Source organism: Pseudokineococcus marinus (assembly GCF_013004605.1).
Lineage (GTDB): Bacteria > Actinomycetota > Actinomycetes > Actinomycetales > Quadrisphaeraceae > Pseudokineococcus > Pseudokineococcus marinus.
Genome location: NZ_JABEMA010000041.1, coordinates 1 through 15,155, shown reverse-complemented (window position 1 = coordinate 15,155; position 15,155 = coordinate 1). Strand labels below are relative to the sequence as shown.

Sequence of the window (15,155 nt, the reverse complement as noted above, 5' to 3'; positions counted from 1 at the left end):
GGTCCGGCCGCCGCCACCCCGTCCCGGCCCGCCGCCTTGGCGCGGTAGAGGGCCGCGTCCGCCGCGCGGTAGAGGCCGGCCAGGTCGCGGGCGTGCTCGGGCGCGTGGGCGACGCCCACGCTGACGGTCGCCGCGACGCCCGCGCCCGTCGGCAGTGCCGTGGTGAGGGGCTTCTCCCGCACCCGCCCGGCGACCTCCTCGGCGCACCGCAGGGCGTCCCGCGCGCTCGTCCCGGGCAGCAGGACGGCCAGCTCGTCGCCGCCGAGCCGGCTGACGACGGCCGACGCGGGCACCACCTCGTGGACGAGCCGCCCGAGGTGCACGAGCAGGGCGTCGCCCACCGGGTGGCCGTGCGTGTCGTTGACCGCCTTGAAGCGGTCGACGTCGACGAGCACGAGGGCCGTGCCCGCGTCGGCGTGCGCCGACGTCAGCGCGCAGGCCGCCGCGTCGTCGAGCACGCGACGGGTGACGAGGCCCGTGAGGGGGTCGACGGCCGCCTGGCGGCGCAGCTCCTCGACGAGGGCGTCGGTCCGGTGGTGCGCGCGGGCGAGGACCCCGGTGAGCGCGACGGCGACCGCTCCCACGTAGGCGCTGTCGGTGAGCGCCTCCTCGAGCGGCAAGAGGGACGCGGTCGTGACCACCTCCCCCACCACCGCGGCCGCCGTGACGACCCACGCCCCGGCCGCGCGCAGGTGGGTCGCCGCGACGAGCACGGGGAGCAGGAAGAAGACCTGCCCGGCCGTCGTGGCGTCGCGGGTGAGCAGGTCGAGGCCGGTCACGAGGCCGACGGAGGCCAGCGGCACCGCGCCGTGGACCCACCGGGGCGCCCGGTGCGGGGCGACGGCCAGCGCCGCCGACCCGGCGAGCAGCGCGACGACCACCCCGACGACGGCCCACAGCGTCCACCCCGGCGGGGGGCGCAGGGCCGTGTACGCGCCCAGCACCACGGCGGCGAGCACCAGGACGGCCCGGAGGGCGCGCAGCGACGCCCGCTCGTCGCGGGGGGAGAAGACGGTCACCCCCACGCCATCGACCGCACGGGCGGCCGCTGCAGGGATCGGTGGGCGGAGCACCCGACCAGGCTCCTCGCCGCCGTGGCGAGAGTCCGCGGAGGCGCCCGCGTGGCAGTCTCGGCGGAGATCGGCCGGGCGGTCCGGCCCCCGAGGGCGGGAGGCGCTGGTGGGCGCGGTCTTCGCGGCGATGTTCGCGGTGGGGGCGCAGCCCTGGGCCCGGTCGGGCCGCCAGGGCGTCGACCTGCTCGACGGGCGCCTCGGCCGCGACGCCGGCCCGAGCGCCAGCGCACCGCGCGCCCTGGACCTCGGCTGCGGCACCGGTGCGGACGCGACCGAGCTGGCCCGTCGCGGGTGGGCCGTCACGGGGGTGGACGACGTCCCCCGGGCGCTGGCCTCCGCGCGGCGCCGCGCGCGCGACGCCGGCGTCGACGTCCACCTCGTCCGGGGCGACGTCGGCGACCTCGCGGGGCTCGACCTCGTCGGGCCGGGGCTGGTCGGGGAGGAGGGCTTCCGGGCCGTTCTCGACGTCGGCTGCCTGCACGGGCTCGACGTCGCGCACCGGGCTGCCGTGGCCCGCGGGCTCGACGCCGTCACCGGTCCGGACACCCTGCTGGCGGTCCTCGCGTGGGCGCCCGCCCGGCGGCTCCCCCCGCTGCCGCGCGGCCTCGACGCCGAGGACCTCCGGGCGTCGCTGCCGGGGTGGTCGCTCGAGCACGTGGAGCCCGCCCGCGCCGACCTGGTGCCCCGCTGGTTGCACCGCACCCGGCCGACCTGGCACGTCCTCGTGCGCCGCTGAGGCGCTCGAGCACGGGCGGGGCGCGGGCGCGGGCGCGGGCGCCAAGTGACCGGAGGGCGGGCCCACCGGCGCTCGGCGGCTCGGGCGGCTCGGGCGGCTCGGGCGGCTCGGGCGGCTCAGATGGTCATGCCGACGTACTTCGTCTCGAGGTACTCGTCGATGCCCTCGCGGCCGCCCTCGCGGCCGAAGCCGCTCTGCTTGACGCCGCCGAAGGGCGCAGCGGGGTTGGACACGACGCCCTGGTTGAGCCCGACCATGCCGGTCTCGACCTGCTCGCAGACGCGCAGGGCCCGGCCGACGTCACGCGTGTAGACGTAGGAGACGAGCCCGTACTCGGTGTCGTTCGCCTGCGCCACGCCCTCCTCCTCGGTGTCGAAGGCGACGACGGGCGCGACGGGCCCGAAGACCTCCTCGCGGAGCAGGCGGGCCGACGCCGGGACGTCCGCGAGCACCGTGGGCGCGTAGAAGTAGCCGCGCCCCCCGGTCCGCTCGCCGCCGGTGAGGACGCGCGCGCCGCCGTCGACGGCGTCGCCGACGAGCTCCTCGACCTTGCCGCGCTGCCGCTCGTCGATGAGCGGCCCCACGTCGACGCCGTCCTCGGTGCCCCGCCCGACGACGAGGGCCGCCATCCGCTCGGTGAGCCGGCGGGTGAACTCCTCGAGGACGCCGCGCTGGACGTGGAAGCGGTTGGCCGAGGTGCACGCCTCCCCGACGTTGCGCATCTTGGCGAGCATCGCGCCGTCGACGGCCGCGTCCAGGTCGGCGTCGTCGAAGACGAGGAACGGCGCGTTGCCTCCGAGCTCCATCGACGTGCGCAGCAGCTGCTGCGCCGACTGCTCGACGAGCGTGCGCCCCACCGGCGTGGACCCGGTGAAGGACAGCTTGCGCAGGCGCCCGTCGCGGACGATCGGCTCGACGACCTCGCCGGTGCGCGACGTCGTCACGACGTTGAGCACCCCGGCCGGCAGGCCCGCCTCGGCGAGGACGTCGGCGAGCGCGCTCATCGTCAGCGGCGTCTGCGAGGCGGGCTTGACGACCATCGTGCAGCCCGCCGCCACGGCCGGGGCGATCTTGCGGGTGCCCATGGCCATGGGGAAGTTCCACGGCGTGACGAACAGGCACGGCCCGACGGGCTGGCGCATCGTCAGCAGCCGGGTGGCTCCGTCGGGCGACGTCGACCACCGGCCGTCGACGCGGACGGCCTCCTCGGAGAACCACCGGAAGAACTCGGCGGCGTAGGCGATCTCGGCGCGCGACTCGGCGAGCGACTTGCCCATCTCGAGCGTCATGAGGAGGGCGAGGTCGTCGACGCGCGCGGTGACGAGCTCCCACGCCCGGCGCAGGACCTCCCCGCGCTCGCGCGGCGGGGTGCGGCCCCACTCGCCCTGCGCCGCCGCGGCCGCGGCGAGCGCCCGCTGCCCGTCCTCCGGCGTGGCGTCGGCCACGGAGGCCAGCACCTCCTCCGTCGAAGGGTCGACGACGTCGATCGTCCGCCCGTCGCCGCCCTCGACGCGCTCGCCGCCCACGAGCAGGCCCGTGGCGACGGAGCCGACGACGTCGCGCTCGCGCTGCGCCGCGTCGCTGCTCGCACCGGTGGTGGTCGTGCTCATGGCTCTCCCTCGCGGACGGCGGGCGGCGCTGGTCGGCCGCCCCTCGACCCTGCACCCGGGTCCGCGGACCCGCCAGGGCGAGCCGGCGACGAGGACCGCCCGGGCGAGGAGGTCGGCTCGCTCGAGGGGCGCGGCCACGTCGTGACCCGCGCCGGTGACGGGGCGCCGGGACGGCGGTCCGTCGCCGGCGACCCGGCGACGGACTGCTGCAGGGCGCGGCCGGCCCGCGCGGCGCCCAGGCGCACGCGGTGGGGCGCTGACGCGGACGCCGCGCCGTCACGCGGTCAGGACCGCAGCACGTCCCGCAGCCCGTCGAGCACCGAGCGGTCCTCGATGGTGCCCGGCACCACGGGCTCGAGGCCGTCGGCCATCTCCCGCAGCGTCTTCCGCAGCACCTTGCCGGAGCGGGTCTTCGGCAGCGCCGCGACGACGTCGACGCGCCGCAGCCGCGCCACGGCCCCCACCTCGTCGCGCACGCGCTGGACGACCTGCGCCGCCACGTCCTCGGGGGACGTCGTGACGCCCTGGGCCAGGACGACCAGCGCCCGCGGTTCCTGCCCCACCAGCGGGTCCGCCGCTCCCACGACGGCGCACTCGGCGACGTCGGGGTGCCCGATGACGGCGGCCTCGAGCTGCCCGGCGGACAGCCGGTGGCCCGCGACGTTGATGACGTCGTCCGTGCGCCCGAGGACGTGGACGTACCCGTCCTCGTCGACGTAGCCGCCGTCACCGGTCGTGTAGTACCCCGGGTGCGCGGCGAGCGACGACGCCCGGAGCCGCTCGTCGCCTCCCCAGACGCCGGCGAGCGTCCCCGGCGGGAGAGGCAGGCACAGGCAGAGGGCGCCCTCCTCCCCCGCCGGCACCTCGCGGCCCTCGGCGTCGAGGACGCGCAGGTCGTACCCGGGCGAGGGCACGGACGGCGAGCCGGGCTTGAGCGGCAGGTCCTGCAGCCCGCGCGGCGAGCAGGCGATCGGCCAGCCCGTCTCGGTCTGCCACCAGTTGTCGACGACGGGCACGCCGAGCCGCTCCCCCGCCCACGCCCACGTGTCCGGGTCGAGCCGCTCGCCGGCGAGGTAGAGCGCCCGCAGGTCCGAGAGGTCGTGCTCCGCCGCCAGGGCGAGGTCGGGGTCCTGCGCCCGGATCGCGCGCACCGCCGTCGGCGCCGTGAAGACGACGGACGCGCGGTGCTCCGCCGCCGCGCGCCACAGCGCCCCCGCGTCGGGCGTGCCGACCGGCTTGCCCTCGTAGAGCACCGTGGTGCAGCCCGCCAGCAGCGGCCCGTACACGATGTAGGAGTGGCCGACGACCCACCCGACGTCGCTGGCCGTGAGCACCACGTCGCCCGGCTCGAGGCCGAAGAGGTTCGGCACCGACCACGACAGCGCCACCGCGTGCCCGCCGTGGTCGCGCACGACGCCCTTCGGCCGTCCCGTCGTCCCGGAGGTGTAGAGCACGTACAGGGGGTCGGTGGCGGCCACCTCGACGCACTCGGCGGGCGGCGCGGCGCCCGGGCGCAGGACGTCGCGCCACTCGAGGTCGCGCCCCGGCACGAGCGTCGCCGTGGCCTGCGGCCGCTGGAGGACGACGCAGTGGGCGGGCGCGTGCTCGGCCCGCTCCAGCGCCGCCTCGAGCAGGGGCATGTACTCGACGACGCGCGTCGGCTCGAGCCCGCACGAGGCGGTGAGGACGACGACGGGCCGGGCGTCGTCGATGCGCGCCGCCAGCTCGGCGGCCGCGAACCCGCCGAAGACGACCGAGTGCACGGCGCCGATGCGGGCGCAGGCGAGCATCGCGACGACGGCCTCGGGGACCATCGGCATGTAGACCACGACGCGGTCGCCCTTCCCGACGCCGAGCTCGCGCAGCGCGCCCGCGAGGCGGGCCGACTGGTCGAGGAGCTCGGCGTAGGTGAGGGTCCGCCGCTCGCCGGTGTACGCGCTGTGGTGGACGAGCGCCGGGTCGTCCCCGCGCCCGGCGACGACGTGGCGGTCGAGGCAGTTGTAAGCCGTGCTCAGCGTCGCCCCGCGGAACCACCGCGGGAGGGCGGCCCCCTCCGCCTCGTCGGCGGCCGGGTCCAGCGCCGTCCCCGGCCGCCGGATCCACCGGACGGCGCGCGCGGCGTCGAGCCAGAAGCCCTCCGGGTCCTCCAGCGACGCGCGGTGCGCCGCCTCCCAGGCCCCGCCCGCCGTCGGGCTCCCCGCCGGCTCTCGCGTCGTCATGACGACATCCTGGCCCGCTCCCGCTGCCGGCGCCGCACGTCGCCCCCGTGCCCGGGGACGGCGCGAGCGGTGCGCCGAGGACGCCGCCCACCGCGACGTCGGCGCACCGCTCGACCGGGAGCGGGTGGGCCGCGGCCGCCTGGCAGGCTCGGCCCGTGAGCTCCCTCTCCGGCGTCGAGCCGACCGCGCTGCCGCCGCACGTGCTGGCCTTCCTCGCCGAGCGGCACCTCGCCACGCTCACGACGCTGCGCCGCGACGGCAGCCCCCACGTCGTCCCCGTCGGCTTCACCTGGGACGACGAGGCGCACCTCGCGCGCGTCATCACCTCCGGCGACTCGGTCAAGGCCCGCGCCGCGCGCCGCGGCGGGCGCGCGGCCGTGTGCCAGGTGGACGGCGGTCGCTGGCTGACGCTCGAGGGGCCCGTGCACGTGCTCGACGCGCCCGACGCCGTCGAGGAGGGCGAGCGGCGCTACGCCGAGCGCTACCGGGTGCCCCGCGAGAACCCGCGCCGGGTCGTGCTGGCGATCGCCGTCGACCGCGTCCTCGGCCGCGTCCCCGAGCCGGGCGCCTGAGCCGAGCCCCGGGGACCGGGCGCCCGGGCTGCGCCCCCGCCCCGGGCTCCTGGGCTGGCCCGCCGGGGCGGGCTGCGGGGCGACGGCGCGGATCAGTCCGGCGCCGTGACCATGACCTCGACGGCGCGCGCCAGCAGCGCGTCGACGGGTCCCTCGGCGTACGCCCGACGCCCGCGGCGGCTGCGGAAGACGGCGGTGCGCACGTCGTCGACCGCCAGCGCCTCGCCGTCGTCGAAGTAGCCGCGCAGCCGGCGGCACAGCGCGTCCACGTCGCCCACGCGGTAGCCCCGGTGGAGCCCGCCCGCGCGCGCGAAGCGGTCGCCGTCCTCGCGCCGCAGGCGGGCGGTGACGACCCGCGCGCGCCCCGCCAGCTCCTCGAGGAAGCCCTCGCGCCCCGACCGGGCGACGAGGACCTCGCGCTCGTGCCGCGCCACCGCGTCCTCGAGGCGGGCCAGCGCGGCGTCCACGGCGGCGACGTCGTAGCCGTGCCGGGCGAGGGGGAAGGAGGCCTCACGGACGTCGCGGGCGCTGAGGTCCAACGGCGTCCCCGCGCGCGCCGCCGGCACGCCCGACGCCCCGACGCCCGGCCCCGCGCCCACCCCTGCGCCCGACCCGGTGGTGGCTCCGGGGCCGGGGACGCTCCCGCCGAGGCTCTCGTAGGCGAGCCGGGCCTGCGCGAAGAAGGCGTCGACCTCGTCGACGTCGTAGCCGCGCGCGAGCCGGCCGGCGCGGGGGAAGCTGCTCACGCGCCGCGACTCTGCCAGAGCCCGGCGGCGCGGCCGGTCAGGCGCCCCGCCGGCGCCCGTCCGTAGCCGCGCGAGGGCCTGGCCGGTGCGGCCTCAGCCCGCGGGCGTCGTCGCGGGCAGACCCAGGTCGACGGGCGCGCCGGCGCCCTGGCGGGGCTGCTCGAGGTCGGCCGCGGCCAGCTGCCCGCAGGCGCCGTCGATGTCGCGGCCGCGGGTGTCGCGCACCGTCGTGGGGACGCCGTGGGCCCGCAGCCGCTCGACGAAGGTCCGCTCGACGCGGGGGTCCGACGCCGTCCAGCGCGACCCCGGCGTCGGGTTGAGCGGGATGGGGTTGACGTGCACCCAGCCGCGCCCGCGGCGGTTGAGCTCCGTGCCGAGGAGGTCGGCCCGCCACGCCTGGTCGTTGACGTCGCGGATGAGCGCGTACTCGATGGACACGCGACGGCCTGTGGCCTCGAAGTAGCGGCGGGCGGCGTCGAGCGCCTCCCCCACCTTCCAGCGGGTGTTGATGGGCACGAGCTCGTCGCGCAGCTCGTCGTCGGGGGCGTGGAGGCTGAGGGCGAGCGTCATGGGGATGCCCTCGCCGGCCAGCTTGTCGATGGCCGGCACGAGCCCGACGGTCGACATGGTGATGCCGCGCGCCGACATGCCCAGCCCCTCGGGCGCCGGGGCGACCATCCGTCGGACCGCCGCGATGGCCGCCTTGTAGTTGGCGAGCGCCTCGCCCATGCCCATGAAGACGACGTTGCTCACGCGCAGCGCCCGCTGCACGCCCTCGGGCCCCGCGTCGCCGGCGCGGGCGGCCAGCGACCGCGCCGCCGCGGCCACCTGCTCGACGATCTCGGCCGTCGACAGGTTGCGGGTCAGCCCCGCCTGCCCGGTGGCGCAGAAGGGGCAGTTCATGCCGCAGCCGGCCTGGCTCGACAGGCAGAGGGTCGTCCGGCCCGTGTACTCCATGAGCACGCTCTCGACGAGCGCGCCGTCGTGCAGGCGCCACAGCGACTTGCGGGTGGCGCCGCCGTCGGCCTCCAGCTCCCGCACGGGGTGCAGCAGCGTCGGCAGCAGCGCGGCGACGAGCTCCTCGCGCCGGCCCTTCGGCAGGTCCGTCATGAGCGCCGGGTCCGTGACGAGGCGCTCGAAGTAGTGCGTCGACAGCTGCTTGGCCCGGAAGGCGGGCAGCCCGAGCTCGGCGACGGCGGCGGCGCGCTCCTCGCCCGTGAGGTCGGCGAGGTGGCGCGGCGGCTTGCCGCGGCGCGGGGCGGTGAAGGTCAGCTGACCGGGTGCGGGAGGCATGGCCCCTCCAGGGTCGCACGAGGGGCGGGGTGCCCGCGCTCGCCGACGGGCGACCGCGCTCCTCCGCGTCAGCCGCGCCAGGTGCCCCAGCGTCGGACGAGGCCCTCGCGGGTGAGCGCGCACGTGTCGGGCAGCTGCAGCCGCTCCCAGGCGTAGAGGTCGACCGGCTTGCCGGTCAGCGCCGCGACGAGCAGCGTCCACGCCGTCCCGTGGCCCACGAGGACGAGGTCGATGTCGCCCTCGCGACGCGCCTCCTCGACGTGGCGGCGGACGGCGGCGACGACGCGCTCCCGGGTGCTCTCCGCCGTCTCCCACCCGGGCGCCGCGGGCGCGTGCTGGACGACGAGCGAGCGGTGGATGCGCACGGCGTAGTCGTCGAGCCACCCCGCGGGGCGGGCCTGCTCCCCGAGGTCGGCGTCGGCGACCACCGGCGAGCCCGTGAGGAGGGCGGCGGTCTCGCGGGCCTTGGGCTCCTGCGAGCTCACCCACCGCGCCCCCAGCGGCAGCGCGCCGCTGGCCCGCAGGGCGCGGACGCCGTCGGTGTGCTCGGGGTCGAGACCCCACGTGGCGGGCTCGCGCGAGGGGTCGACCAGCGGGCGGCCGTGGCGCACGAGGTGCAGCACGAGGCCGGGCGGCAGCACGAGGGCGTCGTCGCCGCCGGCGGGCCCGTCGGGGTGCGCGCTCACGTCGTCGGCACCAGCAGCGAGAGCACCAGCCAGGCGACCGGCGCCGTGACGAGCAGGGAGTCGAGGCGGTCCATGACGCCGCCGTGGCCCGGCAGCGTGGAGCCCATGTCCTTGATGCCGAGGTCGCGCTTGAGCATCGACTCGGCGAGGTCGCCGAAGGTGGCCGTCACCCCCACCAGCGCGCCGAGCACCACCCCGGCCCACCACGGCCCGTCGAGCAGGACGACGACGAGCACGGCGCCGACGGCGAGGGACAGCGCCATCGAGCCGCCGAGGCCCTCCCACGACTTCTTCGGGCTGACCGACGGCGCCAGCGGGTGGCGCCCGAGCAGGACGCCGGCCGCGTACCCGCCCACGTCGCTCGCGATGACGGCGGCGACGAAGACGAGGACGCGGGCGGCGCCGTCCGCCTCGGCGAGCAGGAGCAGCGCGAAGGCGGCGAGCAGCGGCAGCCACGACAGCACGAGGACGCCCGCGGTGACGTCGCGGACCGCGCCGTCGCGGCCCTCCGCGACCCGCCACACGAGCACGGCCAGGCAGGCCAGGCCGTGCACCACGAGGCCCGCCCCCGGCCCGACGACGTAGGTCGCGACGAGGACGAGGGCGCCGCCGAGGAGCACGGGCGCGCGGGGCACCGCGAGGTGGCGGGAGGCCAGGGCCGCGACCACCTCCGCGCTCGCGACGGCCACCGCGACGACGACCAGGACGAGGAAGGAGTCCTTGAGGACCAGCAGCGAGGCGAGGGCGACACCGCCGAGCCCCAGCCCGACCGGGATCGCCGCGCGCAGGTCGCGGCCGGCGCTGCGGCGCCGCGGCGCGTCGACCGGGTGGGCGGGCGCGTGGTCCGCGGACGTCGGGGGCGGGGCCTGCTGGGGGGGACTGGCGTCCTTCGCCACGGTGGTCTCCTCCGTCTCCCCGGGCCCGCCCTCGCGGCGGACGGCGGGTCCGGGTGCCGCCGCCCGCGAGGGGCGACGGCGCTGGCTGCGCGGGTCTCGAGGCCTCAGACGTCGAGGAGGTCGGTCTCCTTGCGCTTCAGCATGTCGTCGATGGCGTCCACGTGGACCTTCGTCAGGCGCTCGAGCTCCTTCTCCGCCCGCGCCACCTCGTCCTCGCCGGCCTCGCCGTCGCGGGCGATGCGGTCGAGCTCCTCCTTGGCCCGGCGCCGCAGGCCGCGCACGGTGATCTTGCCGTCCTCGCCCTTCGTGCGGGCCAGCTTCACGTAGTCGCGCCGGCGCTCCTGCGTGAGCTCGGGGAGCTGGAGGCGGATGACGTTGCCGTCGTTGCTCGGGTTGACGCCGAGGTCGGAGTCGCGCAGCGCGCGCTCGACGGAGCCGAGGGAGCTGCGGTCGAAGGGGCTCACGAGCACGGTGCGCGCCTCGGGCGCCTGCACGGAGGCGAGCTGCTGCAGCGGCGTGGGGGCGCCGTAGTACTCCACCATGATCTTCGAGAACATCGCCGGGTTGGCCCGCCCGGTGCGGATGGCGGCGAGGTCCTCCTTGGCGACCTCGACGGCCTTGTCCATCTTCTCCTCGGCCTCGAGGAGGGTGTCGTCGATCACTGGTGGCTCCTTCGTCGCGTCCGCCCCCGCGCCGGCGCGCGAGGTCGCTGCTGCGGCCCCGCTGCTGCGGCGCCGCCGCCCGTGCCGGGGGCCGTCGCCGCGCCCGGGAGCGCTCAGCCGGCCTCGACGAGCGTGCCGATCCTCTCACCCCGGACGGCCGCCGCCACGTCACCGCGGCCCATGCCGAAGACGACCATCGGCAGGCCGTTGTCCATGCAGAGGCTGAAGGCGGTCGCGTCGAGCACCTTGAGGCCGCGCGCGAGGGCGTCGGCGTAGGTGAGGTGGTCGAGCTTCTCGGCGGACGCGTCCGTGCGCGGGTCGGCCGTGTAGACGGCGTCGACGCCGTTCTTCGCCATGAGGACGACGTCGGAGTGGGTCTCGAGCGCCCGCTGCGCCGCGACGGTGTCCGTGGAGAAGAAGGGCAGGCCCGCGCCGGCCCCAAAGATGACGACCCGGCCCTTCTCGAGGTGGCGGATGGCGCGCCGCGGGATGTACGGCTCGGCCACCTGGCCCATCGTGATGGCGCTCTGCACCCGCGTGTCGACGCCCTTCTGCTCCAGGAAGTCCTGCAGCGCCAGCGCGTTCATCACCGTGCCGAGCATGCCCATGTAGTCCGCGCGGGAGCGGTCCATGCCCCGCTCCGACAGCTCCGCCCCGCGGAAGAAGTTGCCGCCGCCGACGACGACGGCGACCTGCACGCCCTCCGCGACGCCCTCGGCCACCTCGGCCGCCACCCGGTTGACGACGTCCGGGTCGACCCCGGTGGCGCCGCCGCCGAAGGTCTCGCCGGACAGCTTGAGCAGGACCCGGCGGGCGCGGGCGGGCGTCGTGGGCACAGGGGTCTCCTCGGGGCGTGCGCCCGGCGGGCGCGGCGGTCGGACGGCGCGACGGCGGGGCGCGCCTGTCCGGGTCGGGTCGGCCTCGCCGGTCGGCAGGGCCGTGCTGGTCGGCTCGGGGGAACGGGTCGGCTCGGCGGGGCTGTGGGCTCGGCGGGGCTGTGGGCTCGGCGGGGCTGGCGGCTGCTCGTGCCTGCGGAGCGCCCGCTGGCGCGGCCGGAGCCGCGGTGCTGGGCTGGCGCTCCCGGGGCAGTCTGCCCGATCAGCGGGGGGCGCCGGGACGAGCACGGGCAGCCGGTGGCGCGCGCCCGGGAGGAGGCGACGTGGACGAGGCCCGCGAGCCCGGGGCGGCGGAGCAGGAGCCCGCGCGGCCGGAGGCCCGGGAGGGCACGGGGCCGGAGGCCCGGGAGCCGGGGCCCGACGGGCCGGGCGAGCTCGTCGAGGTGGACCTCGACGACGCGGGCGGCGGAGCAGGACGGGCGACGGCCGCGCTCCCCTGCGACGACGCGCCGGGGCCCGGGCCGGGCGCCCCGGTCGTGGTCCTCCTGCACGCCTTCCCGCTGGACCGCTCGATGTGGGACGACGTCGTCCCTCTCCTCGCGCACCGCTGCCGCGTCCTCGCCGTCGACCTGCCCGGGCTCGGCACCGCGCCCGTGCCCGGCGGCGACCCCGATCTCGCCGTCGCCGTGGACGGCGTCCTGGCGCTGCTGGACGCCGAGGGCGTGTCGTCCGCCGTCGTGGCCGGCCTGTCGACCGGCGGCTACGTCGCGGCGCAGCTGGCCGGCCGGGCGCCGGAGCGCGTGGCCGGGCTCGCGCTGGCCAGCACGACGACGCGGGTCGGCCCCCCGGACGACCCCGACGAGCGCCGGGGCACCGCGGAGCGGGTCCTCGGCCGTGAGGGCCTCGACGCGGTGATGGGCTCGGTGGACGAGGGCCTGTCGGAGCAGGCCCGCGCCGAGCGCCCCGAGCTCGCCGAGCGCGTCGCCGCCACGATCGCGCGCCAGCGCCCGGCGGGCGTGGCGTGGGTGTGCCGGGCGCTGGCGGCCCGGCCGGACACGACCGACGCGCTCACCGGCTTCCCCGGGCCCGTGCTCCTCCTCTTCGGCGAGCGGGACGGCGCCACGCCGCCGCAGGAGCGGGGGCGCCAGATGCACGAGGTGCGCCCCGACGCCCGCTTCGTCGTCGTCGCCGGCTCCGGGCACCTCACGGCGCTGGAGGCGCCGCAGGAGACGGCCGACGCGCTGCTCGACCTCGTCGACGCCGCCGGGGCGGGCGGCTCGGGGGCCTGACGACCCCGGCGGGCGGCGGAGCGACGCCTCCGAGCACGGCGGGCCGAGGACGCACGAGGGCCCGCCACCCCTCTCGGGTGGCGGGCCCTCGTGCGTGCCGGCCGACCGGCGGTGGCGCCGGTCCGGCGACGGGTGCGATCAGGCGGTGGCGCCGACGCGGAAGCGCGCGAAGCCGGTGATCTCGACGCCGGCCTCCTTCGCGTACGTGCCGACCGTCTTCTTGGCCTCCTTGGCGAACGCCTGCTCGAGCAGGACGTTGTCCTTGAAGTAGCCGTTGACCCGGCCCTCGACGATCTTGGGCATGGCCTGCTCCGGGCGGCCCTCCTCGCGGGCGGTCTCCTCGGCGAGGCGGCGCTCGTTCGCGACGACCTCCTCGGAGACCTCGTCGCGGGACAGGAAGGTCGGGCTCATGGCCGCCGCGTGCATGGCGACGTCGCGGCCGACCTCCGCGGCGCGCTCGCCGCTCACGGCGACGATGGCGCCGATCTGCGGGGGCAGGTCGGGGCTCGTGCGGTGCAGGTAGGAGACGACCTGGTCGCCCTCCAGGCGCGCCACCCGGCGGACCTCGATCTTCTCGCCGAGCGAGGCGTTGGCCTCGTCGAGGACCTGCTGGACGGTCTTGCCGTCGAGGTCCGAGGAGAGCAGCTGCTCGGCGTCCGCCGCGCCCACGGCGACGGCCTGGTCGAGGACGCGCTGGGCCAGCTCGCCGAAGCGCTCGCCCTTGGCGACGAAGTCGGTCTCGCAGTTGACCTCGACGAGCGTGCCGGTGCCGCCGTCGACGTGGGCCGTGACGAGCCCGTTGGAGGCGGTGCGCCCCTCGCGCTTGGTGACGCCCTTGAGGCCCTTGACGCGCAGGAACTCCTGCGCGGCGGCGAGGTCGCCGCCGGACTCGTCGAGGGCCTTCTTGCAGTCGAGCATGCCCGCGCCGGTGGTCTCGCGGAGCTTCTTGATGTCAGCGGCGGTGGTCGCCATGTGCGGATCTCCTCGGGGTGTGGGAGGGGCAGCGACGGGCGCTGCGGGGCCGACGCGCCGCACCGGGCCCCGCGGCTGCGGGGCCCGGTGCGGGCCGGCGGTCGTGCTGGTGCGCGGGGCGCGTCGTGCTCGCCCCGCGGCGGGTCAGGCCTGCGCGGTCTCGCCCTCGGCCTGCTCGGGCTGCTGGACGGTGGCGACGGCCTCCTCGGCGGAGGGCTCGCCGGCCACGGCCTCGGCGACCGACTGCGCGTCGGCGTCCGCCACGGACCCCTCGACGGCGTCGGCCTCGGCGTCGCCGCCGCGGGCCGCGTGGCCCTCGGAGGCGCCCGACTGGTCCGGCCCCTGGCCGAGGAGCTCGCGCTCCCACTCGGCGAGCGGCTCGGACTGCTCGGCCCCGCCGCGCTGGCCGCCGCCGGCGCGGGCCATGAGGCCGTCGGCCACGGCGTCGGCCACGACGCGGGTGAGCAGCGTCACCGAGCGGATGGCGTCGTCGTTGCCGGGGATCCGGTAGTCGACGCTGTCCGGGTCGCAGTTCGTGTCGAGGATCGCGACGATCGGGATGTTGAGCTTGCGCGCCTCGTCGACCGCGAGGTGCTCCTTGTTCGTGTCGACGATCCACACGGCGCTGGGCGTGCGCTGCATGTCGCGGATGCCGCCGAGCGTGCGGTCGAGCTTCTCCTTCTCGCGCCGCATCATGAGGAGCTCCTTCTTCGTCCGCCCGCTGGCGGCGACGTCGTCGAAGTCGACGAGGTCGAGCTCCTTCATGCGCGCGAGGCGCTTGCTCACCGTCTGGAAGTTGGTGAGCATCCCGCCCAGCCAGCGCTGGTTCACGTAGGGCATGCCCACGCGGGTGGCCTGCTCGGCGAGCGGCTCCTGCGCCTGCTTCTTCGTGCCGACGAAGAGCACCGTGCCGCCGTGGGAGACCGTCTCCTTGACGAACTCGTACGCGCGGTCGATGTACGTCAGCGACTGCTGCAGGTCGATGATGTAGATGCCGTTGCGCTCGGTGAAGATGAAGCGCTTCATCTTCGGGTTCCAGCGGCGGGTCTGGTGCCCGAAGTGGACACCGCTCTCCAGCAGCTGGCGCATCGTGACGACGGCCATGGGTGGTCCTCTCACGCCGCGCGGGTGCGCGGCTCCGGTTGGTCGCGGGACCCCCTGCGGGCCCCGCCCTGGCGTCCGCGGCGCACCTGCTCCTCGCCGCGGCGCGGCTCGGACCGGGAGGTGCGCCCCCGCTGCGAGCAGCGGTCCGCGGGCGCGCGAAGTAGGCCGGCGCGAGCCGACCCCGCGCCCAGAGTACGCCCTCCGCGCCCGCACCCCGACCGCTGGCCCTCACCGCTGGCCCCGACATCTGACCCCGCCAGCTGACCCCGACCGGCCACCCGGGCGGCCGTCCGCCCCGTGCGCACCGGCGCCCTCCCCCTTGGCGTCGTCCACAGGAGCCCCGGACGCCGCCGACGCGCCTGTCCGCCGGGACCACGCTCGCCGCGTGCCCGTCGCCTGCGTCCGCGCCCTCCTGCTCGCCCCGCTCCTCGCCGCCGCCCTGGTCGCGGCCCCCGCCGCCG

Annotated in this window: 14 protein-coding genes; 3 read left to right on the top strand and 11 right to left on the bottom strand. The window is 77.4% G+C overall.

Annotated elements, in window-relative coordinates; translation table 11 throughout:
* Nucleotides 1-1,025 (bottom strand): GGDEF domain-containing protein (locus tag HLB09_RS19775; RefSeq protein WP_171202296.1); only part of this gene is annotated, 1,025 nt, incomplete at its 3' end.
* A gap of 154 nt (nt 1,026-1,179) precedes the next feature.
* Here HLB09_RS19775 and HLB09_RS04945 point away from each other — a divergent pair.
* On the top strand, nt 1,180-1,809 hold the full coding sequence (locus tag HLB09_RS04945) for a class I SAM-dependent methyltransferase (RefSeq protein WP_171202295.1): 630 nt from the start codon (nt 1,180-1,182) through the stop codon (nt 1,807-1,809).
* A gap of 116 nt (nt 1,810-1,925) precedes the next feature.
* Here HLB09_RS04945 and HLB09_RS04940 read toward each other — a convergent pair whose 3' ends face one another.
* A complete protein-coding gene (locus tag HLB09_RS04940) occupies nt 1,926-3,419 on the bottom strand; it encodes an NAD-dependent succinate-semialdehyde dehydrogenase (protein ID WP_171202294.1) in 1,494 nt (497 codons plus the stop codon).
* Between the two features lie 284 nt (nt 3,420-3,703).
* Entirely contained in the window at nt 3,704-5,638 is a 1,935-nt protein-coding gene (locus HLB09_RS04935; RefSeq protein ID WP_171202293.1) for an AMP-binding protein, read from the bottom strand.
* A gap of 155 nt (nt 5,639-5,793) precedes the next feature.
* Here HLB09_RS04935 and HLB09_RS04930 point away from each other — a divergent pair, with 155 nt between their 5' ends.
* Nucleotides 5,794-6,210, top strand: coding sequence for a TIGR03618 family F420-dependent PPOX class oxidoreductase (locus HLB09_RS04930; protein ID WP_322790035.1), 417 nt, complete (start codon nt 5,794-5,796; stop codon nt 6,208-6,210).
* A 92-nt stretch (nt 6,211-6,302) separates the two neighbouring features.
* Here HLB09_RS04930 and HLB09_RS04925 read toward each other — a convergent pair whose 3' ends face one another.
* The 6 genes from HLB09_RS04925 to pyrH all read right to left on the bottom strand — a co-directional run bounded on the left by HLB09_RS04925 (nt 6,303) and on the right by pyrH (nt 11,329).
* Nucleotides 6,303-6,956: a DivIVA domain-containing protein gene (locus HLB09_RS04925; protein WP_171202292.1), complete on the bottom strand. Its 654-nt coding sequence runs from the start codon at nt 6,954-6,956 to the stop codon at nt 6,303-6,305.
* Between the two features lie 93 nt (nt 6,957-7,049).
* A complete protein-coding gene (rlmN, locus tag HLB09_RS04920) occupies nt 7,050-8,249 on the bottom strand; it encodes a 23S rRNA (adenine(2503)-C(2))-methyltransferase RlmN (RefSeq protein WP_171202291.1) in 1,200 nt (399 codons plus the stop codon).
* Between the two features lie 68 nt (nt 8,250-8,317).
* The gene (locus tag HLB09_RS04915; protein WP_171202290.1) at nt 8,318-8,935 is read right to left on the bottom strand and encodes a histidine phosphatase family protein; all 618 of its coding nucleotides are present in this window, start codon (nt 8,933-8,935) and stop codon (nt 8,318-8,320) included.
* The gene (locus HLB09_RS04910) at nt 8,932-9,831 is read right to left on the bottom strand and encodes a phosphatidate cytidylyltransferase (protein ID WP_171202289.1); all 900 of its coding nucleotides are present in this window, start codon (nt 9,829-9,831) and stop codon (nt 8,932-8,934) included. The genes HLB09_RS04915 and HLB09_RS04910 overlap by 4 nt, the downstream gene beginning before the upstream one ends.
* A 104-nt stretch (nt 9,832-9,935) precedes the next feature.
* Nucleotides 9,936-10,493: a ribosome recycling factor gene (gene frr / locus HLB09_RS04905; protein WP_171202288.1), complete on the bottom strand. Its 558-nt coding sequence runs from the start codon at nt 10,491-10,493 to the stop codon at nt 9,936-9,938.
* Nucleotides 10,494-10,606: 113 nt separating this feature from the next.
* Nucleotides 10,607-11,329 carry a UMP kinase gene (pyrH, locus tag HLB09_RS04900; protein ID WP_298804825.1) on the bottom strand — a complete coding sequence of 241 codons (723 nt, stop codon included), beginning with the start codon at nt 11,327-11,329 and terminating at the stop codon, nt 10,607-10,609.
* A gap of 323 nt (nt 11,330-11,652) precedes the next feature.
* Here pyrH and HLB09_RS04895 point away from each other — a divergent pair, with 323 nt between their 5' ends.
* A complete protein-coding gene (locus tag HLB09_RS04895) occupies nt 11,653-12,618 on the top strand; it encodes an alpha/beta fold hydrolase (protein ID WP_171202287.1) in 966 nt (321 codons plus the stop codon).
* Between the two features lie 138 nt (nt 12,619-12,756).
* Here the strand turns inward: HLB09_RS04895 and tsf are convergent, their stop codons facing one another.
* On the bottom strand, nt 12,757-13,590 hold the full coding sequence (gene tsf, locus HLB09_RS04890) for a translation elongation factor Ts (RefSeq protein ID WP_171202286.1): 834 nt from the start codon (nt 13,588-13,590) through the stop codon (nt 12,757-12,759).
* A 144-nt stretch (nt 13,591-13,734) separates the two neighbouring features.
* Nucleotides 13,735-14,694: a 30S ribosomal protein S2 gene (gene rpsB / locus HLB09_RS04885; RefSeq protein WP_171202285.1), complete on the bottom strand. Its 960-nt coding sequence runs from the start codon at nt 14,692-14,694 to the stop codon at nt 13,735-13,737.
* Nucleotides 14,695-15,155 lie beyond the last annotated feature (461 nt).

Coding starts and splice junctions, on each gene's coding strand:
- rlmN (WP_171202291.1), bottom strand. CDS start 8,249: ATGCCTCCCGCACCCGGTCAGCTGACCTTCACCGCCCCGCGCCGCGGC.
- rpsB (WP_171202285.1), bottom strand. CDS start 14,694: ATGGCCGTCGTCACGATGCGCCAGCTGCTGGAGAGCGGTGTCCACTTC.
- HLB09_RS04935 (WP_171202293.1), bottom strand. CDS start 5,638: ATGACGACGCGAGAGCCGGCGGGGAGCCCGACGGCGGGCGGGGCCTGG.
- HLB09_RS04940 (WP_171202294.1), bottom strand. CDS start 3,419: ATGAGCACGACCACCACCGGTGCGAGCAGCGACGCGGCGCAGCGCGAG.
- tsf (WP_171202286.1), bottom strand. CDS start 13,590: ATGGCGACCACCGCCGCTGACATCAAGAAGCTCCGCGAGACCACCGGC.